A 24,276-nucleotide genomic window follows, 5' to 3' on the forward strand; every position below is an offset into this window, starting at 1 on the left:
GACCGCATGCGCTTCCCGCCTCCGCCCCGCGCTCAACCCTCGCCCTGATCTGTTTGAGGTGCTTGTGCACCGTCGGCCGACCCATGTTCAGCACGTTGGCCACATGGTTGGCGGCGTTCTTGCCCTTGAATGCGTCTTCGGCGTGCAGCGCTGCGCCCCGTTCGAGCTTGTGCTCGCGGGTCAGCACATGGAGGCCAGTCAGGCCGCAGTTGCCGAGCTGCGGACAGCTTGCAGATAAGCTTCAAGTTCGTTTGTCAGTTCGTTTGTCAGTTCATTAGTCAGTCAACGGGTCGTCATGGCGGCAGCGCTATCGCCCGCGCATACGCGACGACGGTTGGAGGAGTTGCGCGGCCGTATCGGCACGCTGTTCATAGCCATAGGCTCCAGGCCATCGAGGCCCAGGGCGGTGAAGATGGTCAAGACCCGCTAACCAGTGGATCGCCATGCCGCTTCGCTTAAGTGAACAGCATGGCGTGGCTGTTTGCGTCTGGAGTGCAGGCGCTTCAGCCCGTGGTGATGCGTAGGCCGCGCCTGAACGTATCGCGAGCGCCCGTTTGACCACGGTCGCCTGTGCCGAGCTTGGCTCGATTGCTCTACAGTCGCTCTCGAATAAAGTCCACGAACGCCCGAGTCCGCGCAGAGCGGCGCCGGTCCTGGCTGAACACTGCGCTTACCGGGAGTGCGGCGGGTTGATATTCGGCAAGGAGGGTGGTCACCGCCCCGTGACCCACATCGGCGGCGAACAACCACTCGGGGGAAAGGGAAATCCCTAGACCGGCGAGGACCATTTCTCGGATGGCCTCGCTGCTATTGCTGGTGACGTTGCCCTTGATGCTGACGCTGTGTGCCTCGCCGTCACGGTTCAAGCGCCAAACATCGTAGTGTTCCAGCAGGGTGAAACCAAGGCAGTTGTGGTGCACGAGGTCAGTGGGTTTGCCAGGCGTACCATGGCGGCGCAGGTAGGCTGGCGCGGCATACAGTCGGCGCTGGCTAGTGCCGAGGGGCACCGCCACCAAGCCTTCGCTCTTGACCACGCCAATGCGAATGGCGAGATCAATGCTTTCCCTGAGCAGGTCTTCATTCTGATCGCTCAGTCTCAGGTCCAGCTGAACGTGCGGATGACGTTCTAGAAACGCACCAACCAACGGCGCGATGCACAACCGTCCGTAGCTTACCGGCGCCGCCACGCGCAGGGGGCCGGCGATCTGTTCCTGCCCGCTGGCGAAACTGAGCGTGGCTGCTTCCAGGCTGGCGAGAATGCTCCTGCAGTCGGCATAGAAGCGCTGCCCCTGATCGGTCAGGGCAAGATGTCGAGTGCTGCGTGCGAAGAGCGCGCCGCCGAGATGCTGCTCCAAAGCACGGATCTGCTTGCTCACCGCTGGCTGGCCCAGGTTCAACTCCCTGGCGACGGCCGAAAACGAACCGCGTTCGACCACTCGCATGAAAATGCGCATGCTCTCGAAGAGCTCCATTGAGCTATTTGTCCTCTCTATGGAATAAATATTATCCATTTTTACTTTCTTATCGGAATACCACGGCAGCGGCAAGATGAACCCATCCACTGACCGGAGGTTTACCACCATGAATCACACCATGCTCGCCGCCATCGTCGAAAGCGCCCAGGCTCCGCTTGCAGTGCGCACCATTGCCCGCCCCGTTCCGAGCACCGGACAAGTGTTAGTCAAGGTCCACGCCGCGGCCGTCAATCCCCTTGATACGAAGATCGCCGCGGGGCAGGGGGCTCATGCCCGGCAACCACTGCCGGCGGTGCTGGGGATGGACTTGGCCGGTACGGTCGCTGAATTGGGCACGGGCGTAGCGGGTTTCGCTCCTGGCGATGAGGTCTTCGGCATGGCGGGAGGCATCGGCGGCGCCCAGGGTGCTCTGGCCGAATACATCGTCGTGGATGCGCGCCTGATCGCGGCGAAACCTCGATCGTTGAGCATGCGTGAAGCGGCGGCATTGCCGCTGGTGTTCATTACCGCCTGGGAGGGTCTGGTGGATCGCGCCAACGTTCGGGCCGGCCAACAGGTGCTGATCCAGGGCGGCGCTGGCGGCGTCGGCCATGTGGCTGTGCAGATCGCCAAGGCTCGCGGGGCTGGCGTTTATGCCACAGGTTCGGCGGCTAGCCGGGATTTGATTCGGGCGTTGGGGGCGACCCCGATCGACTATCGGACCCAGGGCGTGGAGGACTGCCTCAACCGCTATACCGGGGGCGAGGGCTTCGACATCGTCTATGACACCGTGGGGGGTGCCACCCTGGATGCTTCGTTCAACGCCGTGAAGGTCTACACCGGGCATGTGCTCAGCTGCCTGGGCTGGGGGCAGCACAGCTTGGCGCCCCTGTCGTTCCGTGGGGCGAGCTATTCCGGGGTTTTCACCCTGATGCCATTGCTCACTGGCAAGGGACGGGAGCACCACGGCATGATCCTGCGCGAAGCGGCGGCCTTGGTCGATGCCGGACTATTACGGGTCAATGTGGATCAACGCCACTACGGTCTTGCCGACGTCAATGAAGCCTTTCGGCAGGTGGCTGAAGGCCGCGGCCAAGGGAAAACGGTAATCGAGCTACCGATTGATCCCCTTGGCTGAGCAAATCCCAGCGCCGGATAACGCTCGCATCGGGCAGAAAAGCAAAAGGCAAATCCTCCGTCTCGCTTAGCTAGACTCCTATAGGTGCAAGTCCATAGCCAGGGTCGCTTTCTGCCGCTCGTCACCGGCGGTTGTGGGGAGCGAGCCGTCAGTCACGAACGGCAGGAGCCAACCCGAAGCGGCCGGCGCCCGCTGGCAGGGATCGGCCAGATGCATAGGCCTGGGAAACCTAGGGTAGCGGGGCTAGTCCACCGCGCCCCGAGCGATCGAGGCTCATTCCTAGGGTCTGTTGCCGTTTCATTGCGAGCCGCGTTGCCGCGAGAAATGGCCCCCGATTAGGCGCAGGACGCAGGTAATGGTCATTCCCTTGCCAAGTCCTGCAACAACAGCTGGGGCCATTTCCCGCGCCACCCGAAGGGCCGGGCCTGTTTTTGCGCGATGCGGCGTTTCTCGTCGCTCATTTGGAACAACCAAATCGCGCTCCTCGTGCCTTGCCTCGCGCAAAAACAAGCTACGGCGCGGCCGCGAATGAAACGGCAACAGACCCTAGGGGCAGGGGGCTGTTTAGCTTATTCAGTAGCGAAGTGCTACCAACGCACCGCTATAGGTTTGCACTAGGGTGTGCAAGCCGAAAGACGCGAGGGGTTGAGTCGACTCCGGTTGGTCGTGGCCAGAGCGCGGCTCGTTCCCCGTTGGCGCGCAGCAACAAACGAACTGGCGGCGGCGTAGCCTCGCAATCAGCAGACTGAAGGCGCGTCTCCGTGCGGAACGCCTCACGCGGTATCAGGGGATCAGCAGCTCGCGGCGACCGTCGGCGTGCTCGATCTGCGTGCCGGGCAGGCGCAGGCGCCGGTCGCCGAGGTAGTCGTAGTCGCGGCGTGCGGCCTGCAGCAGGCCGAGATCCAGCTCGATGGCGTGTTGGCACTCCTCGCGCCCGGCCTCGAACAGCAGCCGGCCGAACGGATCGACCGCCGCACTGCCGCCGGCAAAAATCAGGTCGCCATCGCCCTGGCCGACGCGATTGACCATCACCGCGAACGCCTGGTTTTCTTGCGCGCGCGCCATGATCGCGGTGCGATGGACGGGGCCATAGGGGTCCATGTTGCCGTTGCTGACCAGGATCAGTTCGGCGCCGAGCTGGGCCAGGGCACGGGCGCTTTCCGGAAACTCGATGTCGTAACAGATCAGCAGGCCAACGCGGATACCCTTCCAGAGCACCGTGCTGAAACGGTCGCCGGGTTCGACCAGGCCGCGTTCCGAGGGCCACAGGTGGGTCTTGCGGTAGCTCAGGGCGACGCCTTCGGGGGTCACCAACACCGAGGTGTTGTAGAAGGTTCCCGCGTCGTTTTCCACCAGGCCGACGACCACCGCGACATCGCGCTCGCGCGCCGCGCGCTGGACGGCCTGCAGGCTGGGCCCGTGCAACGCCTCGGCGAGCCGGCGGGCATCGGCGAAGCCGGTCAACTGGGTTTCCGGGAACAGCAGCAGGTCGGTGTCGGGCGCACAGCTGGCGATGGCCTGCAGGGTGCGCTCGAGGTTATAGGTGGTGTCGCCATCGCGACCGGCCAGTTGCACGAGTTCAAGCTTCATGGGTGTTCCTTGTACTTGTCAGTAGGCTCACAGCGGTCAGAATGACCGCCACCCGCCAGGGGTGAGGCAGAGTATGGGCCGCGGCGCTGGCGCGAGTAATTACGTCGAAGGGGTAACCCCATAGGGGTAGCAGCATGAGCCTGACATTGCAGGATCTGGCCTGGCATCAAGCGCTTGGCAAGTTGATCGAAACGCTGGACCGGCCCACTTTCTGGACGGCGCTGACGCGTCTGCTCGGGCAGTACATGGAGCTGGACAGCTGGGTGGCGCTGCTGTTCAGCGATGGCAGGCCCCGGGTATTCGCCGAATGCCCTGGCGAGGACGGTGGGCCTGATCCGCTGTTCCAGGATTACCTCAAGGGTCTGTATCTGCTCGATCCCTTCTACATCGCCAGCCGCGAAATGCCGCAGAGCGGGTTGTTGCGCCTGAGCGACGTGGCGCCGGAGTGCTTCGAGCAGACCAATTACTACCAGCGTTATTTCCGCTTCAACGTGGTCGCCGATGAAGTGCAGATCAACGTGCAGCTCGACGGCGAACGCACCCTGTGCCTGTCGCTGGGCAGCGAGGTGCCGTTCAGCCCCGAGCAGATCACCCTGCTCGGCCTGCTGCAGCCCTGGGTCGCCGGACTGATGCGCCAGCGCATGGCCTTCGAACGGGAAGCCCTAGAGCGTGCGCTTCCTGCGCCGCGTTGGCAGAGCCAGCTGGAAGCCACAGTGCAGCAGATGGAGGCGCCGCTCACCGCCCGCGAGCTGGAAGTCAGCCGGCTGATGCTCAGCGGCTACTCGAGCAAGGAGATCGCCCGACGCCTGGCGATCTCGGCCGAGACCGTGAAGGTCCACCGCAAGCACCTGTACGGCAAACTCGGGATCAAGTCGCAGTCGGAGTTGTTCTCGCTGTTTCTCCAGGCGCAAGGCTGACCGTTCGCCATCGCTCAGCGCAGATCGCTGCGCCGGTACAGGCTCAGGCCCAGCGCCAGCAGCGCGAGCATGCCGGCGCAGCTGCGATTGACCCACGCCATCACCCGGGCGGAAAAACTGCGCATCGCGTGGCGCCCGCCGAAGGCGTAGAGGGCCATCATCACGCAGTCGATCGCCGCGCTGGTCAGCGCCAGCACCAGGTATTGCTGGGCGACCGGCTCGCCGGGGCGGATGAACTGCGGCAGGAACGCCGAGAAGAACAGCAGGCCCTTGGGGTTCGACAGCCCGACCAGCAGCGCGCGCAGGAAGGCGGCTCGACCGCTGGCCGTGGCTGCGCCGGTCGTGCGCTGCAATGCCTGCGTCGGCGCCCGCCAGAGGGCCCAGGCCAGATACAGCAGATAGCCCGCCCCCAGCCACTTGACCAGGCTGAACAGCTGCTCGGAGGCCTGTAGCAATGCCCCCAGGCCGCAGCCCACCGCGCCAATCAGGATCAGGTCCGAGAGGGCCGCACCGGCCATGCCGAACGCCGCCACGCGCATGCCGTGCGTGGCGCCGTTGTTGAGCGCCAACAGCATGGATGGGCCGGGGACCATCATCACCGCGCTGACCGCGACGACGTAAAGCAGCAGGGTCGATATCTCCATCGAAAAACTCTCCAGCTCCGGTACAGAGGACAGATCACGTCTCGCCGTAATGCTGCATGACGCCAGGCAGAACAACAACCTCATGGCAGTGTGTCGATTCGCTGCTTGGTGTGGCCCGTGTGCTGCCCACAGCCACTGGGTCGCGGGTCGCTCGACGCGCCCAAACGACCTGGCCGTTCACCGCGGCTGCAGCAACAGGGCGAACAGCTCGGCGTGGCCGCTGACGTTGAGCTTGTGATAGAGGTTGCGCCGGTGCACCTTCACCGTTTCCGGGGAGATGCCCAGGCGCTGGGCGATCGCCTTGCTGGAGAAACCCTGCAGAATCAGCTGCGCGGTTTCGCCCTCGCGCTCGGTCAGACGCGCGCCCAGTCCTTCCAGCATCAGGGTGAAATCGCCAGCCGCGGGCTGGGCGGCGGGCACCTCCAGCGCGCAGAGTTGCAGGTGGCGGCGCATGGCGGCCAACACCCAGTCGCGCACGCACAGCAGCCGACCGAACTCGGCATGGCTGAAGGACGTCTGCCGCCCCAGGGACAGGCCGAGCACGGCCCCCGCATGGTTGATCAGGAATTGCAGCTCGCCACCGCCGACCACCGGGCGGAAATAGCTCAGGTAGTACTCACTCTGCTGGAACTGGTCCGGCGCCACCGACTCCAGGCTGTGCAGGCCATCGGCGATACCGGCGCAGGCGGCCTGATAGAAGGGGTCGAGCAGGTACATACCGGCGCAGTAGTCGGCCAGGTCCTCACCCTCACCGGTCACGGCGCGGAACTCGAAATCGGCCAACAGGCTGGGTACCCGCCCCGCCTGCATCAGGGCCACCAGGGCATTGTCCAGCGGCACCAGCAGACGCAGGCAGTCCACCAGGCTGCGCCAGAAACTGTCCTGGCCCAGGCTGGCGAACAGCCGCGCCAGCCCTTGGTGCACGGGTAGCTCCTTCAGCAAGGCGTCCACGCTCTACCCCCTTTTGGGTAACCCATGGTGGGAATTGGTCTGCCCCTGGCGCAGTACTAGCCTGAGGTCTCCTGAATCAACGGGTCTGTAACAGGCCAGGAGTGCCGCATCATGCGTCGTCATCGCAGCTATCTCAATACCGGACTGGGAGTCTGTCTGTCAGCCTGGCTATCTGTCGCCGCCGCCGCTAGCGACGAGGGCCCCAGGGTGCATGTGTACAACTGGTACGACTACATCGGCCCGACCACCCTGGCCGACTTCAAGCGCGAGAAGGGCATCACCCCGATCTACGACACCTTCGACAGCGCCGAAGTCCTGGAGAACAAGCTGCTCACCGGCGGTAGCGGTTACGACGTGGTGGTGGCCAGCAACTTCAGCCTGCCGACCCTGATCAAGGCCGGCGTCCTCGAACCTTTGGACCCGAGCAAACTGTCGAACCTCAAGCACCTGGACCCCGACCTACTGGCCAAACTGGCCGGTAACGATCCGGGCAACCGCTATGCCGTGCCTTATATGTGGGGCACCAACGGTATCGGCTACAACGTCGACAAAGTCCGCGCCGCCCTCGGCGAGCAGGCTCCGGTGGATTCCTGGGACCTGCTGTTCAAGGAGGAGAACCTGGCCAAGCTCAGCCAGTGCGGCGTAGCCCTGCTCGACTCGCCTGCCGAGATACTGCCCATCGTCCTGCACTACCTGGGCTTGCCACCCAACAGTCGCAACCCCGACGACTACCGCAAGGCCGAGGCGCTGCTGCTCAAGCTGCGTCCGCATATCGCCTACTTCAATTCGTCCAAGTTCATCAGCGACCTGGCCAACGGCGATATCTGCGTGGCGGTGGGCTGGGCCGGCGGCATGTTGGACGCCAAGGCCAGCGCCGAGCAGGCCGGTAACGGCGTGCACATCGAATACAGCCTGCCGAAGGAAGGTGCGCCATTGTGGTTCGACACCCTGGTGCTGCTCAAACAGGCGCCTCATCCGACCCAGGGCCTGGCGTTTATCGACTACCTGATGCGCCCGGAAGTTGTCGCGCCGATTACCGACTACCTGCGCTACCCCAACGGCAACCGCAGCGCCACAGCCCTGGTCAGCGCCACCACCCGCAACAACCCGGCCGTTTATCCATCGGCAGAGACCATGGCCAGGCTGTTCACCCTGGCGCCCCTGCCCTTGAAGACCGAGCGCATCCGCACTCGCGTCTGGAGCACGGTGAAGAGCGGTCAGTGACTCCCCCCGAATATTTCCTGAAGTAACCTAGCCATGAGAGAAACCATGAAACCACGTGCCCGTGATCTGCAAATCCAGTTCGGCCAACTGCAACCCGGTCCCCTCAACGCCATCACCGATGTGCCCGGCGTGCGCGTCGGCCATAGCGACGTGCGCGGGCGTAGCGCCAGCGGTCGCGACATCAACACCGGGGTCACCCTGATCGAACCGCGCGCGGGCTCCACCACCCAGCAGCCGTGCTTCGCCGGCGTGCACATCCTCAACGGCAATGGCGACGCCACCGGCCTGGAGTGGATTCGCGAGGCCGGCCTGCTGACCAGCCCGATCGCCTTCACCAATACCCACAGCCTCGGTGTGGTGCGCGATGCGCTGATCGCCCTGGACCGCCAAAACCAGCCCGCCGACGGGCGCCTGTACTGGAACATGCCGGTGGTGCTGGAAACCTTCGACGGCCTGCTCAACGACATCAACGGCTTCCACGTGCGGCCTGAACATGTCGCCGAAGCCCTGGACCGCGCCAAGGGCGGTCCGGTGGCCGAAGGCGCGGTCGGCGGCGGCAGCGGCATGATCTGTCACGAGTACAAGGGCGGCATCGGCACCGCCTCGCGGCGCCTGAGTGCGGCGCAGGGCGGCTGGACCGTGGGCGCCATCGTCCAGGCCAACCACGGCACGCGCCGCGAGCTGCGCGTGGATGGTTACCCGGTGGGGCGCTATCTGGAAAAAGCCACCTCGCCATTCCTCCGCGCCGAGCTGCCGCATCCGGGCATGGGCTCGATCGTCGTCTGCCTGGCCACCGATGCGCCGCTGCTGCCGCACCAGTGCACCCGCCTGGCCCAGCGCGCCAGCATCGGCATCGCCCGCACCGGCGGCGGCAATGAGGACTGCAGCGGCGACATCTTCGTCGCCTTCGCCACCGGCAACCAGATGCCGGCGGCGGACTACAGCCTCAAGGGCGCCTTCACCTGTGACGGGCTGCGCATGGTCAGCAACGACCATATCGGCGATTTGTTCCTCGCCGCCAGCGAAGCAGTGGAAGAAGCCATAGTCAACGCGCTGTTGGCCGCCGTCACCACCGAAGTGAATGGTCATACGGTGCCTGGGCTGGACGCCGCCACACTGCTGAAGGCCTTGCACCAGGCAGGCTGGCCTGGAGCCGAACAGGCAAGCTAAGGCTGTAGATCCGCACTGGGAATCCTCGGCAACGGAGGAGCGCCACCTGGCTGTGCTGAAGGTGGCGCTCCCCGGCGACTCGAGGCTGCCCTGTATCGGTGGGTCAGTTTCGCCCTTGGGGCTCTCAGCTTGCTGGTGTTTTCCGCTTTCGAGGATCGAGCATATTGGCTCGAATACTGGTCACGAATGCCCCCCGAAACTCCACGTAGGGTGGAATACCGCCAAGCGTTTTCCAGCCATGGTCACCCAGGCTACCTCGCTACGCCGCACTCACGCGGGTTCGGTCCACATGATTGATCACCCGCCAGATCTGTCGGGGCGTGGCCAGGGCGGCCGACATGGTCCAACGCTGGTCCGCGTCGCTGCCGATGCGCACCATGCCTGTGTGTTCGCTGTCGTTGGCGTCGATCAGCGGCTCGGGATCGTAGAAGCCAAGGGCATAGCGCAATTGCTCGATATCGGCGGGGTCGCCGGTGAGGAACTGCCAGCCAGGTCCAATGCCATGCAGCTCGGCGTAGGCCTTGAGAATCTCCGGGCTATCCAGCAGCGGCTGCAGGCTGATCGAGTACATAAACACGTCGCGGCCCACACGGTCGCCTAACAGCTTCTGCACCTGCCTCAGGTTGGCCGTGGCGGTCGGGCAGATGCCGGCACAGCTGACATACATCATGTTGATGGTGACTACCTTGCCACGCACCAGATCGTCGTAGAACCTGACCGCCTTGCCCTCGTGCGTGTACAGCGGTGTATTGGGAATGCGTTGCTCGTGGGTCGTGCCGGTGTCCGTCAATTGCGGTTGGGCCAGGCTGGGCCAAGCGTGCAGACCCAGCGCGACGGTACCCAGGGTACCCATGCCGAACATTAGTTCTCTGCGTGTGTTCATGGGATATCCACCTCTGCTGATCAAGTGGGTGTATCTACGATATTCAAGCGCACCATCATCTCGTGGTCTTCGTGGATCACGTTGTGACAGTGCATGACGTACTTGCCGGTGAAGTCGCGAAAGCGCACGAGCACCCGGATGGTCATGCTCCCCTCGAGCAAGAAGATGTCTTTGCGCCCTTGCTCGTGAGGCGGTACGGGCAGCTGCCTGCCATCCGAGCTCTTGCTGAGCATGCGGCCCTCCTCCAGATGAATATGGATGGGGTGGTCCCAGCCACCCTTGCCCGACAGTTCCCAGACTTCGGCGGCACCCAGCGGTATCACGTTGCTCTTGTCATCATCGGCGTCGAACAGTTTGCCGTTAATCGTCCACATGCCGTTCTTGCGGTCAAACTCCCAGCGGCGTTTCGGTAGCCCGGCGAGCTCCTGCGCCGTCGGTAGCTCGCGTATTTCGCGCAACTGGTTGGGTACCTGGCTGAGGTCTTGTTTATCTGGATAACGATCGACAATGATCTTCAGCACTCGGCTGCCTGGCCCTCGCACATCCTTGGCCTTGCGGGTACTGTCCTGACGCAGGCGGTTGACCAGGTAGAGCTCGGTGCCGATAGGGTACTGGGAAAAGTCCACCACTATGTCGGCGCGCTCGGCCACAGCGAGGTGCACCCGGGTCTGATCGCGCAGCGTTTCGGGCAGCAAATTGCCGTCGTTGGCGATGTAGTCGAAGCGCTGTTCCTTGCCTGCGGCATCTACTAGATAGAATTCGTAGAACCGGCTGGGGCCGGTGTTGAGCAGGCGCAGACGGTACTTGCGGGCATCCACCGGCAACACCGGTTCGATCTTGCCGTTGACCGTGACCTTGTCGCCCAGCACGCCTTCCGGATCGAATTGGTTCCAGAACAGCATGCCGTTCGCGTCGAAGCGCTTGTCGCCAAAGGCCAGTGGGTAGTCATAGGCGCCGCTGGGCAGGCGCAAGGCTTTAGGGTTTGGATCGAGCTCGTTGCCCGAGTCGAATTCATCGAATAGCAGGTAAAAGCCGGCCAACCCGAGGTAGGTGTTCGGTGCGGTGAAATCCTTAGTGTGGTCGTGAAACCACAGCGTACCCAAGCCCTCGCGATAATCGCCGATTGGCTGACCATTAGCGGAATAGCCGGTGAACGGGCCGGGATTTTCCAGGTTCTCCAAGTAGCCCGCATAAAGGTTGTGATAGAGGTGATCTTTGAATTCACCGGGGGTGATCTGCGAAGCATCGCGCAGTTCTGCCGCGCTATAGAAGTCGGCCGGGAAGCCATCGCATCCGGAGGACGCGTGCAGATTGTGTAGATGGGTGGAGATCTCCGGGCTGCCAACCCTCGGACGGGCGAAGCCCTGTTCAACCAGTTTCTCCGTCGAGCCGGCCAGTTGGCTGTGGAAGCGGCAAATAGCCGGTCGACCGTAGCGGGCGAGGATTGTGGTGGGGAAGGTCGGCTTCGGGTCTGCTGACTGATCGATGCCTTGGTAAGTCCAGATGATCTGCTTGGTTTTGGGGTAGTCGTGATGGAATTGCCAAGGAAGCGCTTGGGCATTTATTTCATACAGGTCCGCTCCGCCCAGCCTGTTCAGGATTTCGAAATGCTGGTGCGGAGGACGCCCGGCTTCGCGTTTCAGCGGATCTGGATCTTGGCTCTTGGGTTCCAATTCGGAAACTGGAAACAGCGCGTCCACCTTATTCAGCGCGACTATCTTTCTCGGCAGTACATCCAGCCACGGCGTGGTGGCCGGGCTGCTGGAGTTGCCTTGCTTACCTGAGGACTCCGGTTGCGAGCCCTTGTCACCACCGTTCTTGGCTGCACTGTCACGCCCACTCAGCAGCAGAAGCGGCGCCGCCATTGCCGTGGTGGATAACTTGAGGAAGGTGCGGCGTGCGCCGTCCTCGGGTAAACCTTGGGGTGGCATGGGTTTCCGGCTACTCGCTGGAATGGGTTTTTCACCGCTAGCGGCGGACAGTTTGCTTTTCCATAAGAGCATGGCGGCTGTTCTCCTCGTTGCGTGGTTGTTGAAAACTCATCAATAGAGGTTGCGCACATCCATAGCTCACCGCCGCTCAACACCCTTGCGGGTATAAGCGCAGAAGCCTGAATGAAAGCTAACTAGGTGAATGCCACCTGCTGAGCGCAGCTGAATGGCTGGCGCTTACTCAGTGGTCAAGGAGGGGCGGTTACGCCTGCGATGACCGCGCCAGGGGGTGGCGCTGCTGGTCATGGGAATGGAGGGCCATGCAGGAGCGGCCAGGCATGCTCGTGCGGGGGAAACACAAGTCCCGTGCGGCGGAGTGTTGAATTGTCCACATTAAGGCTCCCGGCGCTTGAAGCTACCCCCTGAGCCGCATGAGTCGCCTACTGTCGAATACACGATAACCGGACTTCACTCCTATGTTGTTATCGGACTAAAGTCTGGCTGGATACTTAAGGGTTAAGTATCTTTTACAGCCGTTGTCAATGTGCCATCAGTACTATTTTGAAGTCCGTCCTGAATGTCGCTATCGTCGGCAAATTCCAGGGAAATCAGGCGTAGCCAGGAGCAAAAATACATCTAACGGAAACAAAGATTTTGCGCAGCGGCGTCTGCGAAAGGGCGGGCGGATTTATTTTTCCGTTCTAAGCGTCTGTAACTGGCCGCTTGTTGCCTGTCGTCAAGGTTCCTTCAGGTTCGCTTCCTGTTATCTATCCGCGTGCAGCGCTCAACCCTCGCCTTTGATCTCTTTCAGGTGCTTGTACACCGTCGCTCGGCCCATGTTCAGCACGTTGGCTACATAGTTGGCGGCGCTCTTGCCCTTGAACGCGCCTTCGGCGTGCAGCGCTTCGACCAGTTCGCGCTTGTGCTCGCGGGTCAGCACATTGAGGCCGAGCTGGCGTTGGCGCAGCCAGTTGTGCAGGAAGGTGTTGATGCGTTCCTGCCAGTCGTCGCGAAACAGGGCGTCCGGCTGCGGGATCAGTTTGCTCGGCGAGAGGAACAGTTCCAGCGCCTGCTTGGCGCTCTCGAACAGCGAGATATTCAGGTTGATGCACAGCACGGCGATCGGCACGCCCTGGGCGTCGCGCACCACGCTGCTGACCGAGCGAATCTTCTGACCGTCCCAGTTGAGTTTCTCGTAGGGGCCGATAGTGCGTTCGTCGACGTCGCCGCTGAGCAGGTCTTCCAGGGCCGCCTCGTCGCCGATCTCGCGCTTGGAAATGTTGTTGGCGATGTAGTCGATCTTCTGCGTGCGCAGGTCGTGCAGCACCACTTCGGCGTGGGGGAAGAACAGTGTGGCGATGGCGTCGGCGACGGCCCGGTAATTATCCAGGGCGGGGGCGGGATGGGGCGGCGTCATGGCGGAAAGCTCGTTGAGGGTGATCCCCGGGGGTATTCGGGTGGCGCGGTGAGTGTGCCGCAAAGCCGCCGAAGCGTCACCTGTACGACGCCTCGACGGCCCTGGCACTCAGCGCAGACGCGCGGGCGAGAGCATCTCGGCGCTCAGGCCGAACGACTCGAGGTGCTCCGGCAAGGGCTCGCCGCGCGCCAGGGCGGCGCAGGCCTGGCCCATGGCGGGGGAGGTCTGGATGCCGTAACCGCCCTGGGCCGCGACCCAGAAAAAGTCAGGCACCTGAGCATCGTAACCGCCAACCAGGTCGCCATCGGCGACGAAGGAGCGCAGCCCGGCCCAGGTGCGGGTCGGCCGGCGGATGCTCAGGGTGGTGTGTTCCTCGATCTGGTAGATGCCCATGGCGATGTCCAGCTCTTCCGGCTGCACATCATGAGGCTCGACCGGGTCGGCGTTGGCCGGGGAGCCGAGCAGCATGCCGGCATCGGGCTTCATATAGAAGGACTCGTCGAGGCTGACCAGCATCGGCCAGTGATGACTGTTCACACCCTCGGGGCCGGCAAAAATAAAGGCCGCGCGGCGCTTGGGTTGCAGGCCGAGCGGAGCGGCGCCGGCGAGGGTGGCGATCTGGTCGCACCAGCCGCCGGCCGCGTCGATCAGTACCTTGGCGTGGAAGGTTCGCGTGCTCGTGCGCACTTCCCAGCCGGCGTCAAGGCGGCGGATTTCCAACACGTCGCTGTTGCCGTGAATCTCGCCGTTATGCCGGCGGATGCCGCGCAGGTAACCCTGGTGCAGGGCGTCGGTGTCGATGTCGGCGGCGCTCGGGTCGAACAGCGCGCCCTTGACCTTGTCGGCGCGCAATACCGGCAACAGGGCGCAGGCCTGCTCGCTGCTGAGCAATTGCACCTCGGGCACGCTGGCCTTGGCGCTCTGGTACTGACGCTGCAGTTCCTCCGGGTCGCCGGTAAAGTCCACGGTCAGTTCGCCGCGTGGAGTGAGCAACGGGTGCTCGGCGAAACCGGCCGGCGGTGCATCGAAAAATGCCCGGCTGGCGGCGGTCAGGGCGCGTACCTGTGGGGTGCCGTAGGCCACGGTGTAGAGCGCGGCGGAGCGACCGGTGGAATGGTAGCCGGGCAGCTGCTCGCGTTCGAGTACGATGACCCGCGCATGCGGTGCCAGCCAGTAACCGGTGGAGGCGCCGGCGATACCGGCGCCGATGATGAGAAAGTCGGCCTGTTGCATGGCTGGGTTCCTATGCGGCGTGCGCGTGCTTGAGCTGGTAGAGGGCGTTGGCCAGGGCGATATCCTCCAGGCCCAGGCCGATGGAGCGGAAGAACACATGACGGCGGTAGTCAGGCGGTGCCGCCTGGCCACTGAGCAGTTCCGCCAGGTCGCCGCGAATCAACGCGCGGTCCCAGCCATATTGCTCGCTGGCCAGGCACATCTCGCCGGCGCTGGCCGGGGTGGTGGCGCGGTAGTCGCAGTAGACGTCCATGTTCGGCAGCGACTGCGGCGGCACTTCGTGGGCGCGCGGTGCGTTGGTGCTGATCGAGGTGATCAGCGCCGGCGTGCTCAGGTTACCGGGGTCGAGTACCGGGCCGGCCGATGAAGTGCAGAGCATGATCACCTCGGCATCCGTGGTGGCTTCTTCCAGGCTGGCGCACAGCTGCAGGCGCGGGTCGAGTTGCTGCAGCTCGCGGCGCTGGGCAGCGCTCTGCTCGGGCAGGTTCGTCGAATACAGACGGATGCTCTGCCACTCGCGCAGGCCCTTGGCATAGTGCACATGGGCACGCGCTACCGCGCCGCTGCCGATCACCGCCAGGCGCGTGGACTGTTGCGGCGCCAGGGCGTCCACGGCGACCGCCGTAGTTGCCGCCGTGCGTGCGGTGGTCAGGGTGCCGGCATCGCAGAGCAGCAGCGGTTGGCCGCTTTGCATCGACATCAGCAGGGTCCAGGCGCTGACCAGCGGACCTTGCTGGCGCACGATATAGGGCGAGGTCTTGACCCCGTACACGCCCTGCGCGGCCCACACCCCGAGGTAGTTGATGAAGTCGCCCGCGCCGCCGGGGAACTCGACCAGTTGTTGCGCCGGTTGCACGGCGTTGCCAGTGGCCAGGTCGCGGAACATCGCAAGCATGGCTTGGTGTACGTCGACCTGGGCGAGCAACTGCTCGGCTTCAACCTGCTGAAGCACATAAGGGGTGGCGTTGGGCATGGGGACGCTCCGACTGAATGTGAACTTAATAATCTATTATGGACTTTTAAGTATGCATTTGCAGCTGTCGGAGCGCCAACTTAATACGTGAGCGCGACCTGTGCTCATCCTGGGACGTAGCCGAAGAGCCGCCAGGCCTTAGCGACGCAAGGCCGGCAGGTGGTTCAACCAGCGCGCGGGCAACAGGCGGCGCACATGGCGGCTCAGATCATCCTGATGTTTCTGGTAGAACAGGCCGAGCCCTATTACAGCCAGGCCCAGCAGGCTGAGGATGACCGGGAACAGCAGCGAGTCCTGGAACACCCGCTCGGCCAGATAGCCCAGATAGCCGGCCACGCCGAGGGCGCCGAAGACCATGAAGACGGGGCGGCGCAGCAAGACGGCGAGAGCGATCAAGCCGAGGTTGATCAGGCAGTAGAGTGCCTTGCCCAGTTCACTGCCACTGTCCATCAGGCTCAGCCCGCCCCAGAAGGCCAGGAGGCCGGCCAGATAGCCCCAGAAGGCGAAATCCTGTTTGCTGCGGCCATCGATCCACAGGCTGACGAGCAACAGCAGCAGGCCAAACCACAGCGAGACCCAGCGCCGCTCAGCCCAATCGAAACCTTCACCGTAGGCCAGTTCAGTCAGGTCCATCGACATGAACCACAGAGCCAAAGCAATCGGCATGACGATGAACGGGAAGGGCAGCAGGCGTAGCATCAGTGCGCCGACTATCACCGTGGCCAGCTCCATGGCCAGCCAGCCGCCTTGCACGTAGACGTAATAGTCGCGGTAAGCGCCTTGCTCGTCATCCAGCGGCCACAAGCCCAGCATGCGTTGTGCGGCGAACACCAGCAGCGGGGTCAGGCTGACCGCCACCGCGCCCAGCAACCCACCGGGAATCGGCTGACCGCGCTGCCACAGCTTGTGACCGCAGAGGGTGAACAGCAGCAGGTAGCTGGCGCTGATGGATAACAGTGCCCAGTCGCCGACGCGCATCCAGGCTTCCGTGAGCAGCCAGCCCATGGCGCCGATGATCAGCAGTGCACCGAAGTAGTAGGCGACGTGCGCCAGTTGCAAGCTGGCGCGGGTTTGCGGTTGTTGGCGCAGAAAGGCCAGCAGCGCCTGGTCCTGGCCGGGTTGCAATACCCCTGCCTGGACGGCGCGGGTGAGGTCGGCGGCATCGAGCTTGAGGGTCATGTGCAGGGCTCCGTTTCCTAGTGGACTGCGGGTCATCCTGCACGAGTCACAGTCGCCGCACCGAGTGAACGGGCACAAAAAAGGCGAAGCCGGCTGGCTTCGCCTCATTCCAGCGCAAACCTTAGTGCTTGCGCGGAACCGCTTTGAGCAGCTCGTCCGGCGGCATCTCGCAGTTGATCTTGCGCCCCAGCAACGCTTCGATACCCGGTAGGGCGTAGGCGTCGTCTTCGCTGGCGAAGCTGATCGAGGTTCCGCTGGTGCCGGCGCGGCCGGTACGGCCGATGCGGTGTACGTAATCGTCCGGCTCTTCCGGCAGGGTGTAGTTGATCACGTGACTGATGGCGTCGACGTGGATACCGCGACCGGCGACGTCGGTGGCGACCATGACGCGGATCTTGCCTTCGCGGAAGCCTTCCAGGGCGCGGATGCGCTTGTGCTGCGGCACGTCACCGGACATTTGCACAGCGCTGATGCCGTCACGGGTCAGACGTTCTTCGATGCGCCGCACCTCATCCTTGCGGTTGGCGAAGACCATCACGCGGATCCAGTCGTTCTGCGCAATCAGGTTGTACAGCAGCTTGTACTTATCGCTGGAGGCGACCATGTAGACGTGCTGCTCGATGGTGTCGCCGGCGACGTTTTCCGGCTCGATCTCGACGATGGCCGGGTCGACCGTCCACTGCTTGGACAGGTTCATCACGTCGTCGGTGAAGGTCGCGGAGAACAGCAGCGTCTGGCGTTCGCCCTTCATCGGGGTCTGGCGGATGATCTGCCGCACTTGCGGGATAAAGCCCATGTCGAGCATGCGATCGGCTTCATCGAGCACCATCACTTCGACCATGTCCAGGTGCACTTCGCCGCGCTGGTTGAAGTCCAGCAGGCGGCCGGGAGTGGCCACCAGAATGTCGCAGAAGCGCGATTCGAGCCGCTTCAGCTGTTTGTCGAAGTCCATGCCGCCGACGAAGCTCATGACGTTGAGCCCGGTGTATTTGGTCAGGTCCGCGGCGTCCTTGGCGATCTGCACCACCAGCTCGCGGGTTGGCGCGATGATCAATGCGCGCGGCTCGCCCATGTAGCGGTCTTTCGGCGGCGGGGTCTGCTGCAGCTGGGTGATGATCGAGATCAGGAAGGCCGCAGTCTTGCCGGTGCCGGTCTGGGCGCGGCCGATGGCGTCCTGGCCTTTCAGGGTGAAGCCAAGCACCTGGGCCTGGATCGGCGTGCAGTAGGGGAAGCCGAGGTCGTGGATGGCATGCATCAACTCGGGGGAAAGCTTGAAATCATGGAAACGCGTCTTGCCTTCCGCGGGTTCGACTGCGAAGTCTTCCAGCTTCCAGTTGTCCACGGGCTTGCGCGCGCGTTCGCGGCGAGGCTTGGCGGCCTTGGTTTTGTCGTCGCGGGGTGGCTGGGCCGGATTGCTGGCGGCGCTGACTTCACTTTCAGCTACGGACGGTTCATGGGCGGCGCGGGCTGGCGTGGCAGTGTGGCTGCGTTTTTCGCGGCTGGCGGCGCTGGCGTCAGGTGCTGTTGGGGTGACGGGTTGGCTGGCTGGGTTGAGCTGCTGGCCCTCGGCTTTGCCGAACATCTTCTTGAGTGCTTTGAGCACGGTCATCTCATTAAGTGGTTAAGGAATGAACGGCTGCCAGTGTAAAGCAAGAAGCCGGCGCGGCGAAGTACCGTGGCCAGAGGGCGCTACCAGACAGGCGCATGGCCCTGCTCAGGCAGGCCATGGCTGTTGTCGGATGGCGCTAATGTTTCCGGCAAGCGGCGGAACAGGCGCCGCAGGATTCAGCTGCAGAGGCGGTTGCGACCCTGGCGTTTGGCCTTATAGAGCGCGCTGTCGGCCTTGGCGATCAGATTCTGCAGGCTGTCTTTCGGCTGCATCAGGGCCAGGCCGATGGAGACGGTCACGCCCGGTAAGGTGCCTAGCGGCGAATAGAAGGAGGTGACCTGCTGCAGGCCCTGGCGCAGCCGCTCACCAATACTTCGGCCGTCGTCTTCGCCCATTTCCGGCAACAGAATGACAAACTCCTCGCCCCCGTAGCGGGCCAGGCTGTCCTTGGGGCGCAGCTGGGCACGCAAGGTGTGTGCAACCAGGCGCAGAGCGTAGTCGCCGGCGAGATGGCCATGTTGGTCGTTGTAGGCTTTGAAGTGGTCGACATCCAGCATAAGCATGCACAGCGGTTGTTTATTGAACGCGCAGCGGGTGCTTTCGCGCTCGAATACATGTTTTAGCCAGCGGCGGTTGAAGGTGCCGGTCAGGGTGTCGATATTGGCGTTTTGTTCGCTGTCGAGAAGCACCCGATTGCCTTGGCGCACTCGCTTGCACAGCAGTTCCAGCAGGTTCTGCATCAGCTGCGGCGACTGCTGGAACAGATTGAGCAAAGACTCGCGGTGCAGACGCAGCGCACTGCCGGGTTCGCTGGCAACCACGTACGCCGAGGGGTGTTGGTTGTCGATGAAACTGATCTCACCAACACAATCGCCGACAGTGAGGGTGCTGACCGGCTGATTCTCCAGCGAACCTAGATAGACCTGGCACTGCCCCTTGAGCAGCAAGTAGAGGTACTGATTACGGTTGAACGGTGAGAGGAGGATTTCGCCAGCCTCCAAGTCGCAGGCACGGAACTCCTTTAACAGTTGATCGATACTGTCGCTGGCGACGTTGTTGAACAGTCGCAGTTGCCGGATTTGCTGCAGGTCGGCCTGCCAATGGGCGATTTTCATCGCAATCGCAGGCGGCACTGTCTGCGCGAAATGGGCGGCATTGCGAACACTCCTTGTCGTATCACCAAACACCTGATGCGACAGTATTCCTGCCGGATGGGGCTGGCAATCCTAAGCCCAGGACCACTGACCGGTGGTCGGATCGAAGTGAATACCCCGTCACAAAAGGCCGGAGTGAATGATGCGGGTGCCACCTGTTGAGCGGGCCATGCAGCCCTTGACAAGCACCCGCGTTTAGCGAGTCAGCGCCGAGCGTGCATATGAACTGACCGGCGCTTGGGGCGCGGGTTATTCGCCCAGGCGTTCGCTCAGCCAGGTGCCGATGTCGTGAATCTCGCCCGGCAAGACTTCGTGGGCCATTGGGTACTCCTGCCAGGCGACATTGATCCCGCGCTCGGCCAGCCAGTCATGCGCGGCTCGACCCATGCTCGGCAGCACCACGTCGTCCAGGCGGCCATGCAGGCAACAGACGGGCAGCAAGCGTTTGCTCGCATCCAATTGCAGGTCGTCGCTGAACGTCGGGGCATAGGTGGACAGCGCCAGTACGCCGCCGAGCGGGCCTTGCCAGCGTAGGAAAGCAGTGTGCAGGACCACGGCACCGCCTTGGGAGAACCCGGCGAGAAATATCCGTGCCGGGTCGATGCCGCTGTCGCGCTGTGCTTCGATCAAGCCGATCACTTGCTGCGCCGAAGCCTCCAGCTGCTCGCGGTTGATCGCCCGTGCCGGACTCATGGCCAGAATGTCGTACCAACTGGGCATGGCCCAGCCACCATTAATAGTCACCGCCTGGGTGGGTGCCTGGGGCAGGACGAAGCGCGTGCTGCGCAGGCGCACTTGTAGCGCCTCGGCCACTGGCATGAAGTCATAGCGATCGGCACCCAAACCGTGCAACCAGATGACACAGGCGTCGGCGCTAAGTGGGGGCTGAAGAATCAGAGGGTCGCTCATGGGGGCTCCGGTGTAGTGCGGGCGCGCTTATTGTGTGCGCCGGATTTTCCAATGGGGTGGTCAATTTGTGAAGAAGATGTCGCAAGGTTACAAGTTCTGCTCTTGACCTGCCCGTATGGTGCGTAAGGCGATGTGCTGGTACGGGCTTTGCTTTATAAAATAGGGCTGGTGACGTATCCCGGTAGCGGTAACACTGCAAACCGCATGGATGCGCAACAGGCAGGAAGCCATGTAATGGGGGCTCCCAAAAGGTTCGTCACGCGCTGCTGGAGGTTGGGCGAATCACGCTACGTCCCTGATCCCATTCGACCAATGGGAGGGCGGCGTGAATGAATAGCTGAGAAAGCAATCTGCTACTAGACTCTCGAATAGGCCTGATCCCGGTTGACCAAGTTGCTGCCAACACGGTCAACGTGCCCCACAAGGGTACGGTGCTAGGGTCGAGACTCCAACACAACAAAAGCAACTGGAGGTTTTAATGAAGATGGTGAAATCCACCCTGGCTGTGCTGACCACAGCAGCTGTTCTCGGTGTTAGTGGCTTCGCTCAAGCGGGCGCTACCTTGGACGCGGTACAGAAGAAAGGTTTCGTTCAGTGTGGTATCAGCGATGGTCTCCCAGGTTTCTCCTATGCGGATGCCAAGGGTAACTATCTGGGGCTCGACGTTGACGTGTGCCGCGCCGTGGCAGCTGCCGTATTCGGCGACGCAACCAAGGTCAAGTTCAGCCCGCTGACCGCCAAGGAGCGCTTCACGGCGCTGCAGTCCGGCGAAGTCGACATCCTCTCCCGTAACACCACCTGGACCAGCTCGCGTGACTCGGGCCTGGGCCTGAACTTCGCTGGCGTCAACTACTACGACGGTCAAGGCTTCCTGGTGAACAAGAAGCTCGGTGTCTCCAGTGCCAAGGAGCTCGATGGCGCGACTGTCTGCATCCAGGCCGGTACCACCACCGAACTGAACCTCTCCGACTACTTCCGCGCCAACGGCATGAAGTACACCCCGATCACTTACGACACCTCCGACGAGAGCGCCAAGTCGGTTGAAGCCGGCCGCTGCGACGTGCTGACTTCCGACCAGTCGCAACTCTACGCACAGCGCATCAAGCTGGCTGCGCCGGATGAGTACGTGGTACTGCCGGAAGTGATCTCCAAGGAGCCGCTGGGTCCGGTGGTTCGTCAGGGTGATGAAGAGTGGTTCGACATCGTGCGTTGGTCGCTGTACGCCATGGTCAACGCCGAAGAACTGGGCATTAACTCGAAGAACGTCGAGGAAATGGCCAAGACCACCAAGAACCCTGACATCGCCCGTCTGCTGGGTGCGGAAGGTGAGTTCGGTAAAGATCTGAAACTGCCGAAAGACTGGGCGGTGAAGATCGTCAAGCAAGTGGGTAACTACGGAGAAAGCTTTGATCGCAACGTCGGTGCCGGCAGTGCACTGAAGATCGAACGTGGCCTCAACGCCCTGTGGAACAAAGGTGGTCTGCAATACGCACCGCCGGTGCGCTGACTGTCTTTGCTGGCGTCCCGTTCTGAGGCGCCAGCAACGTTCTGATGACGTGAACCCCTTGCCCGCCCACGCGGGCAAGGGTGTTCCAAGAGGGCTCCTATGCAAAATACTGCCAATAATTCGCACCCCAAGGGCTCGGTCTGGACTGACCCCAAGGTTCGTGCATGGCTGTTCCAGATTCTTGCCGTCATCGTCGTCGTGGCGATGGGTTGGTACTTGTTCGACAACACCCAGACCAATCTGGAAAAGCGCGGGATCACGTCCGGCTTCTCCTTTCTCAGCAACAGTGCCGGCTTCGGCATCGCCCAACACCTGATTGATTACAGCGAGAGTGACACCTACGGACGGGTCTTTGTCATTGGCTTGCTCAATACGTTGTTGGTCTCGGTGATCGGCATCGTGCTGGCGACCTTCCTCGGGTTCATCCTCGGTGTCGCCCGGCTGTCGCCAAACTGGCTGATCAGCAAGATGGCTACCGTCTATATCGAGACCTTCCGCAACATCCCGCCGTTGCTGCAGATATTCTTCTGGTACTTCGCGGTGATGCTGTCGTTGCCGGGGCCGCGGCAAAGTCTGGGAGTTGGCGAGACGTTCTTTCTCAACAGCCGCGGCTTGTACATGCCGGCGCCGAGTCCCACCGACAGTTTTGGCACCTTTATCGGCGCCTTGCTGATCGCAATCATCGCTATCGTGCTGCTGGGCCGCTGGGCGAAAGCTCGCCGAGAGGCGACCGGTAAGGTCTTCCATGTGTCAATCGCTGCGGCGCTGTTGATCATCGCGCTGCCCGGCATGGCCCTGGTCTTCACGGGTAATCCGCTGCAGTGGGAAACGCCGGCACTGAGTGGCTTCAACTTCCGCGGCGGCTGGGTGATGATCCCCGAGTTGATCGCCTTGACCCTGGCCCTGACCATCTATACCGCAGCCTTTATCGCCGAGAACGTGCGCTCTGGCATCATGGCGGTCAGTCACGGGCAGACCGAGGCGGCACGCTCACTGGGCTTGAGCGGCGGTATCACCTTGCGTCTGGTGATCATTCCCCAGGCGATGCGGGTGATTATTCCGCCGCTGACCAGCCAGTACCTCAACCTGGCGAAAAACTCCTCGCTGGCGGCTGGTATCGGCTACCCGGACATGGTCTCGCTGTTCGCCGGTACGGTACTCAACCAGACCGGACAGGCCATCGAGGTGATCGCCATCACCATGAGCGTGTATCTGGCCATCAGCATCAGTATTTCCATGCTGATGAACTGGTACAACAAGCGCATTGCGCTGATCGAGCGGTAAGGAGCAGCCCATGCAGACTCATACGTTCAAACCCGATCTGCCGCCACCGCTGCTGAGCGTCGGTGTGCTCGGTTGGCTGCGCGCCAACCTGTTCTCCAGCTGGTTCAATACCCTGCTGACCCTGTTCGCCGCCTATCTGGTCTGGCTGATCGTACCGCCACTGATCCAATGGGCGTTTATCGAGGCCAATTGGGTCGGTACCACGCGTGCCGACTGCACCGGTGACGGCGCCTGCTGGGTGTTCATTCAGCAGCGCTTCGGCCAGTTCATGTACGGTTTCTATCCGACCGAGTTGCGCTGGCGGGTCGACCTAACCGTGTGGATGGCGGTCATTGGTGCCGCGCCGTTGTTCGTCGCACAGATGCCTCGCAAGGCGCTCTACGGACTGTGCTTTTTGGTGGTGTACCCACTGTTGGCCTACTGGTTGCTGCACGGTGGCTACTTGGGGCTGACCAACGTACCCACCACCCGCTGGGGCGGCCTGATGCTGACCCTGGTGATTGCCTCGGTGGGCATCGTCGGCGCCTTGCCGCTGGGCATTCTCCTGGCGCTCGGGCGGCGTTCGGACATGCCGGCGATCCGTGTGCTGTGCGTGACCTTCATCGAGTTCTGGCGCGGCGTACCCCTGATCACCGTGCTGTTCATGTCTTCGGTGATGTTGCCGCTGTTCCTGCCGGAAGGGCTGAGCTTCGACAAGCTGATGCGCGCGCTGATCGGGGTGATCCTGTTCCAGTCGGCCTACATCGCCGAGGTGGTGCGCGGCGGCCTGCAGGCCATCCCCAAGGGGCAGTATGAAGCGGCCGCGGCCATGGGCCTGGGCTACTGGCGGATGATGGGCCTGGTGATTCTGCCGCAAGCCCTGAAGCTGGTGATTCCCGGCATCGTCAACACCTTTATCGCACTGTTCAAGGACACCAGCCTGGTGATCATCATTGGCCTGTTCGACTTGCTCAACAGCATCAAGCAAGCCACCACTGACCCGGTCTGGCTAGGTATGGCCACCGAAGGTTATGTGTTCGCCGCCCTGGTTTTCTGGATCTTCTGTTTCGGCATGTCCCGCTACTCCATGCATTTGGAGCGCAAGCTGGACACTGGCCACAAGCGTTAGG

General features: G+C 62.6%; 20 protein-coding genes and 2 pseudogenes. 8 read left to right on the forward strand and 14 right to left on the reverse strand.

Annotated elements, in window-relative coordinates; all coding sequences use genetic code 11:
* Positions 1-43: 43 nt before the first annotated feature.
* A pseudogene (locus FBY03_RS23240) lies at positions 44-196 on the reverse strand (helix-turn-helix domain-containing protein); the annotation flags it as partial.
* Between FBY03_RS23240 and FBY03_RS23470 the strand changes: the two are divergent.
* Positions 191-430: pseudogene (locus tag FBY03_RS23470) on the forward strand (IS4 family transposase); the annotation flags it as partial. The pseudogenes FBY03_RS23240 and FBY03_RS23470 sit on opposite strands and share 6 nt — an antisense overlap.
* Positions 431-593: 163 nt before the next feature.
* Here FBY03_RS23470 and FBY03_RS09720 read toward each other — a convergent pair.
* Positions 594-1,472: a LysR family transcriptional regulator gene (locus FBY03_RS09720; protein WP_147172107.1), complete on the reverse strand. Its 879-nt coding sequence runs from the start codon at positions 1,470-1,472 to the stop codon at positions 594-596.
* Positions 1,473-1,581: 109 nt separating this feature from the next.
* On the opposite strand from FBY03_RS09720, the gene FBY03_RS09725 reads away from it, so the two are divergent.
* The gene (locus FBY03_RS09725; RefSeq protein ID WP_147171992.1) at positions 1,582-2,592 is read left to right on the forward strand and encodes a zinc-dependent alcohol dehydrogenase family protein; all 1,011 of its coding nucleotides are present in this window, start codon (positions 1,582-1,584) and stop codon (positions 2,590-2,592) included.
* A 783-nt stretch (positions 2,593-3,375) separates the two neighbouring features.
* Here the strand turns inward: FBY03_RS09725 and FBY03_RS09730 are convergent.
* Positions 3,376-4,182 (reverse strand): carbon-nitrogen hydrolase family protein, encoded by an 807-nt coding sequence (locus FBY03_RS09730; RefSeq protein WP_147171993.1) that lies wholly within the window; start codon positions 4,180-4,182, stop codon positions 3,376-3,378.
* 134 nt (positions 4,183-4,316) lie between these two features.
* Here FBY03_RS09730 and FBY03_RS09735 point away from each other — a divergent pair, with 134 nt between their 5' ends.
* On the forward strand, positions 4,317-5,099 hold the full coding sequence (locus FBY03_RS09735; protein ID WP_147171994.1) for a helix-turn-helix transcriptional regulator: 783 nt from the start codon (positions 4,317-4,319) through the stop codon (positions 5,097-5,099).
* 14 nt (positions 5,100-5,113) lie between these two features.
* On the opposite strand, the gene FBY03_RS09740 is transcribed toward FBY03_RS09735, so the two are convergent.
* Together FBY03_RS09740 and FBY03_RS09745 are read right to left on the reverse strand one after the other, a co-directional pair.
* Entirely contained in the window at positions 5,114-5,743 is a 630-nt protein-coding gene (locus FBY03_RS09740) for a LysE family translocator (RefSeq protein WP_147171995.1), read from the reverse strand.
* 177 nt (positions 5,744-5,920) lie between these two features.
* Positions 5,921-6,694, reverse strand: coding sequence for a helix-turn-helix transcriptional regulator (locus FBY03_RS09745; protein WP_147171996.1), 774 nt, complete (start codon positions 6,692-6,694; stop codon positions 5,921-5,923).
* A gap of 111 nt (positions 6,695-6,805) precedes the next feature.
* On the opposite strand from FBY03_RS09745, the gene FBY03_RS09750 reads away from it, so the two are divergent.
* Complete coding sequence (locus tag FBY03_RS09750; protein ID WP_147171997.1) at positions 6,806-7,918, forward strand: polyamine ABC transporter substrate-binding protein; 1,113 nt, start codon at positions 6,806-6,808, stop codon at positions 7,916-7,918.
* 45 nt (positions 7,919-7,963) lie between these two features.
* A complete protein-coding gene (locus FBY03_RS09755; protein WP_147171998.1) occupies positions 7,964-9,088 on the forward strand; it encodes a P1 family peptidase in 1,125 nt (374 codons plus the stop codon).
* A gap of 259 nt (positions 9,089-9,347) precedes the next feature.
* On the opposite strand, the gene FBY03_RS09760 is transcribed toward FBY03_RS09755, so the two are convergent.
* The 9 genes from FBY03_RS09760 to FBY03_RS09800 all read right to left on the reverse strand — a co-directional run bounded on the left by FBY03_RS09760 (position 9,348) and on the right by FBY03_RS09800 (position 20,376).
* Positions 9,348-9,971, reverse strand: coding sequence for an SCO family protein (locus FBY03_RS09760; protein WP_147171999.1), 624 nt, complete (start codon positions 9,969-9,971; stop codon positions 9,348-9,350).
* Between the two features lie 20 nt (positions 9,972-9,991).
* Positions 9,992-11,902 carry a multicopper oxidase family protein gene (locus tag FBY03_RS09765; RefSeq protein WP_178090616.1) on the reverse strand — a complete coding sequence of 637 codons (1,911 nt, stop codon included), beginning with the start codon at positions 11,900-11,902 and terminating at the stop codon, positions 9,992-9,994.
* Positions 11,903-12,686: 784 nt separating this feature from the next.
* A complete protein-coding gene (locus tag FBY03_RS09770; protein ID WP_147172000.1) occupies positions 12,687-13,319 on the reverse strand; it encodes a transcriptional regulator in 633 nt (210 codons plus the stop codon).
* Between the two features lie 108 nt (positions 13,320-13,427).
* The gene (locus tag FBY03_RS09775) at positions 13,428-14,552 is read right to left on the reverse strand and encodes an FAD-binding oxidoreductase (RefSeq protein ID WP_147172001.1); all 1,125 of its coding nucleotides are present in this window, start codon (positions 14,550-14,552) and stop codon (positions 13,428-13,430) included.
* 10 nt (positions 14,553-14,562) lie between these two features.
* Positions 14,563-15,525 (reverse strand): ornithine cyclodeaminase family protein, encoded by a 963-nt coding sequence (locus FBY03_RS09780; RefSeq protein ID WP_147172002.1) that lies wholly within the window; start codon positions 15,523-15,525, stop codon positions 14,563-14,565.
* A gap of 138 nt (positions 15,526-15,663) precedes the next feature.
* Positions 15,664-16,704, reverse strand: coding sequence for a DUF2157 domain-containing protein (locus tag FBY03_RS09785; protein ID WP_147172003.1), 1,041 nt, complete (start codon positions 16,702-16,704; stop codon positions 15,664-15,666).
* 121 nt (positions 16,705-16,825) lie between these two features.
* Positions 16,826-18,307, reverse strand: coding sequence for an ATP-dependent RNA helicase RhlB (gene rhlB / locus FBY03_RS09790; protein WP_147172004.1), 1,482 nt, complete (start codon positions 18,305-18,307; stop codon positions 16,826-16,828).
* 182 nt (positions 18,308-18,489) lie between these two features.
* Entirely contained in the window at positions 18,490-19,428 is a 939-nt protein-coding gene (locus tag FBY03_RS09795) for a GGDEF domain-containing protein (RefSeq protein WP_147172005.1), read from the reverse strand.
* Positions 19,429-19,716: 288 nt separating this feature from the next.
* Complete coding sequence (locus tag FBY03_RS09800; RefSeq protein ID WP_147172006.1) at positions 19,717-20,376, reverse strand: alpha/beta hydrolase; 660 nt, start codon at positions 20,374-20,376, stop codon at positions 19,717-19,719.
* 478 nt (positions 20,377-20,854) lie between these two features.
* On the opposite strand from FBY03_RS09800, the gene FBY03_RS09805 reads away from it, so the two are divergent.
* From FBY03_RS09805 to FBY03_RS09815, 3 genes are all read left to right on the forward strand, one after another.
* Positions 20,855-21,883 carry an amino acid ABC transporter substrate-binding protein gene (locus FBY03_RS09805; protein ID WP_147172007.1) on the forward strand — a complete coding sequence of 343 codons (1,029 nt, stop codon included), beginning with the start codon at positions 20,855-20,857 and terminating at the stop codon, positions 21,881-21,883.
* A 99-nt stretch (positions 21,884-21,982) separates the two neighbouring features.
* Complete coding sequence (locus FBY03_RS09810; RefSeq protein ID WP_147172008.1) at positions 21,983-23,167, forward strand: amino acid ABC transporter permease; 1,185 nt, start codon at positions 21,983-21,985, stop codon at positions 23,165-23,167.
* A gap of 10 nt (positions 23,168-23,177) precedes the next feature.
* Complete coding sequence (locus FBY03_RS09815; protein WP_147172009.1) at positions 23,178-24,275, forward strand: amino acid ABC transporter permease; 1,098 nt, start codon at positions 23,178-23,180, stop codon at positions 24,273-24,275.
* Position 24,276 lies beyond the last annotated feature (1 nt).

It is taken from the genome of Pseudomonas sp. SJZ079, from assembly GCF_007993865.1.
Taxonomy (GTDB): domain Bacteria; phylum Pseudomonadota; class Gammaproteobacteria; order Pseudomonadales; family Pseudomonadaceae; genus Aquipseudomonas.

Excerpts from the sequence above, each read along its gene's own strand:
- FBY03_RS09720 (WP_147172107.1), bottom strand. The coding sequence starts at position 1,472 with ATGGAGCTCTTCGAGAGCATGCGCATTTTCATGCGAGTGGTCGAACGC.
- FBY03_RS09725 (WP_147171992.1), top strand. The coding sequence starts at position 1,582 with ATGAATCACACCATGCTCGCCGCCATCGTCGAAAGCGCCCAGGCTCCG.
- FBY03_RS09730 (WP_147171993.1), bottom strand. The coding sequence starts at position 4,182 with ATGAAGCTTGAACTCGTGCAACTGGCCGGTCGCGATGGCGACACCACC.
- FBY03_RS09735 (WP_147171994.1), top strand. The coding sequence starts at position 4,317 with ATGAGCCTGACATTGCAGGATCTGGCCTGGCATCAAGCGCTTGGCAAG.
- FBY03_RS09740 (WP_147171995.1), bottom strand. The coding sequence starts at position 5,743 with ATGGAGATATCGACCCTGCTGCTTTACGTCGTCGCGGTCAGCGCGGTG.
- FBY03_RS09750 (WP_147171997.1), top strand. The coding sequence starts at position 6,806 with ATGCGTCGTCATCGCAGCTATCTCAATACCGGACTGGGAGTCTGTCTG.
- FBY03_RS09755 (WP_147171998.1), top strand. The coding sequence starts at position 7,964 with ATGAAACCACGTGCCCGTGATCTGCAAATCCAGTTCGGCCAACTGCAA.
- FBY03_RS09760 (WP_147171999.1), bottom strand. The coding sequence starts at position 9,971 with ATGAACACACGCAGAGAACTAATGTTCGGCATGGGTACCCTGGGTACC.
- FBY03_RS09765 (WP_178090616.1), bottom strand. The coding sequence starts at position 11,902 with ATGCCACCCCAAGGTTTACCCGAGGACGGCGCACGCCGCACCTTCCTC.
- FBY03_RS09770 (WP_147172000.1), bottom strand. The coding sequence starts at position 13,319 with ATGACGCCGCCCCATCCCGCCCCCGCCCTGGATAATTACCGGGCCGTC.
- FBY03_RS09775 (WP_147172001.1), bottom strand. The coding sequence starts at position 14,552 with ATGCAACAGGCCGACTTTCTCATCATCGGCGCCGGTATCGCCGGCGCC.
- FBY03_RS09780 (WP_147172002.1), bottom strand. The coding sequence starts at position 15,525 with ATGCCCAACGCCACCCCTTATGTGCTTCAGCAGGTTGAAGCCGAGCAG.
- FBY03_RS09785 (WP_147172003.1), bottom strand. The coding sequence starts at position 16,704 with ATGACCCTCAAGCTCGATGCCGCCGACCTCACCCGCGCCGTCCAGGCA.
- FBY03_RS09795 (WP_147172005.1), bottom strand. The coding sequence starts at position 19,428 with ATGAAAATCGCCCATTGGCAGGCCGACCTGCAGCAAATCCGGCAACTG.
- FBY03_RS09800 (WP_147172006.1), bottom strand. The coding sequence starts at position 20,376 with ATGAGCGACCCTCTGATTCTTCAGCCCCCACTTAGCGCCGACGCCTGT.
- FBY03_RS09805 (WP_147172007.1), top strand. The coding sequence starts at position 20,855 with ATGAAGATGGTGAAATCCACCCTGGCTGTGCTGACCACAGCAGCTGTT.
- FBY03_RS09810 (WP_147172008.1), top strand. The coding sequence starts at position 21,983 with ATGCAAAATACTGCCAATAATTCGCACCCCAAGGGCTCGGTCTGGACT.
- FBY03_RS09815 (WP_147172009.1), top strand. The coding sequence starts at position 23,178 with ATGCAGACTCATACGTTCAAACCCGATCTGCCGCCACCGCTGCTGAGC.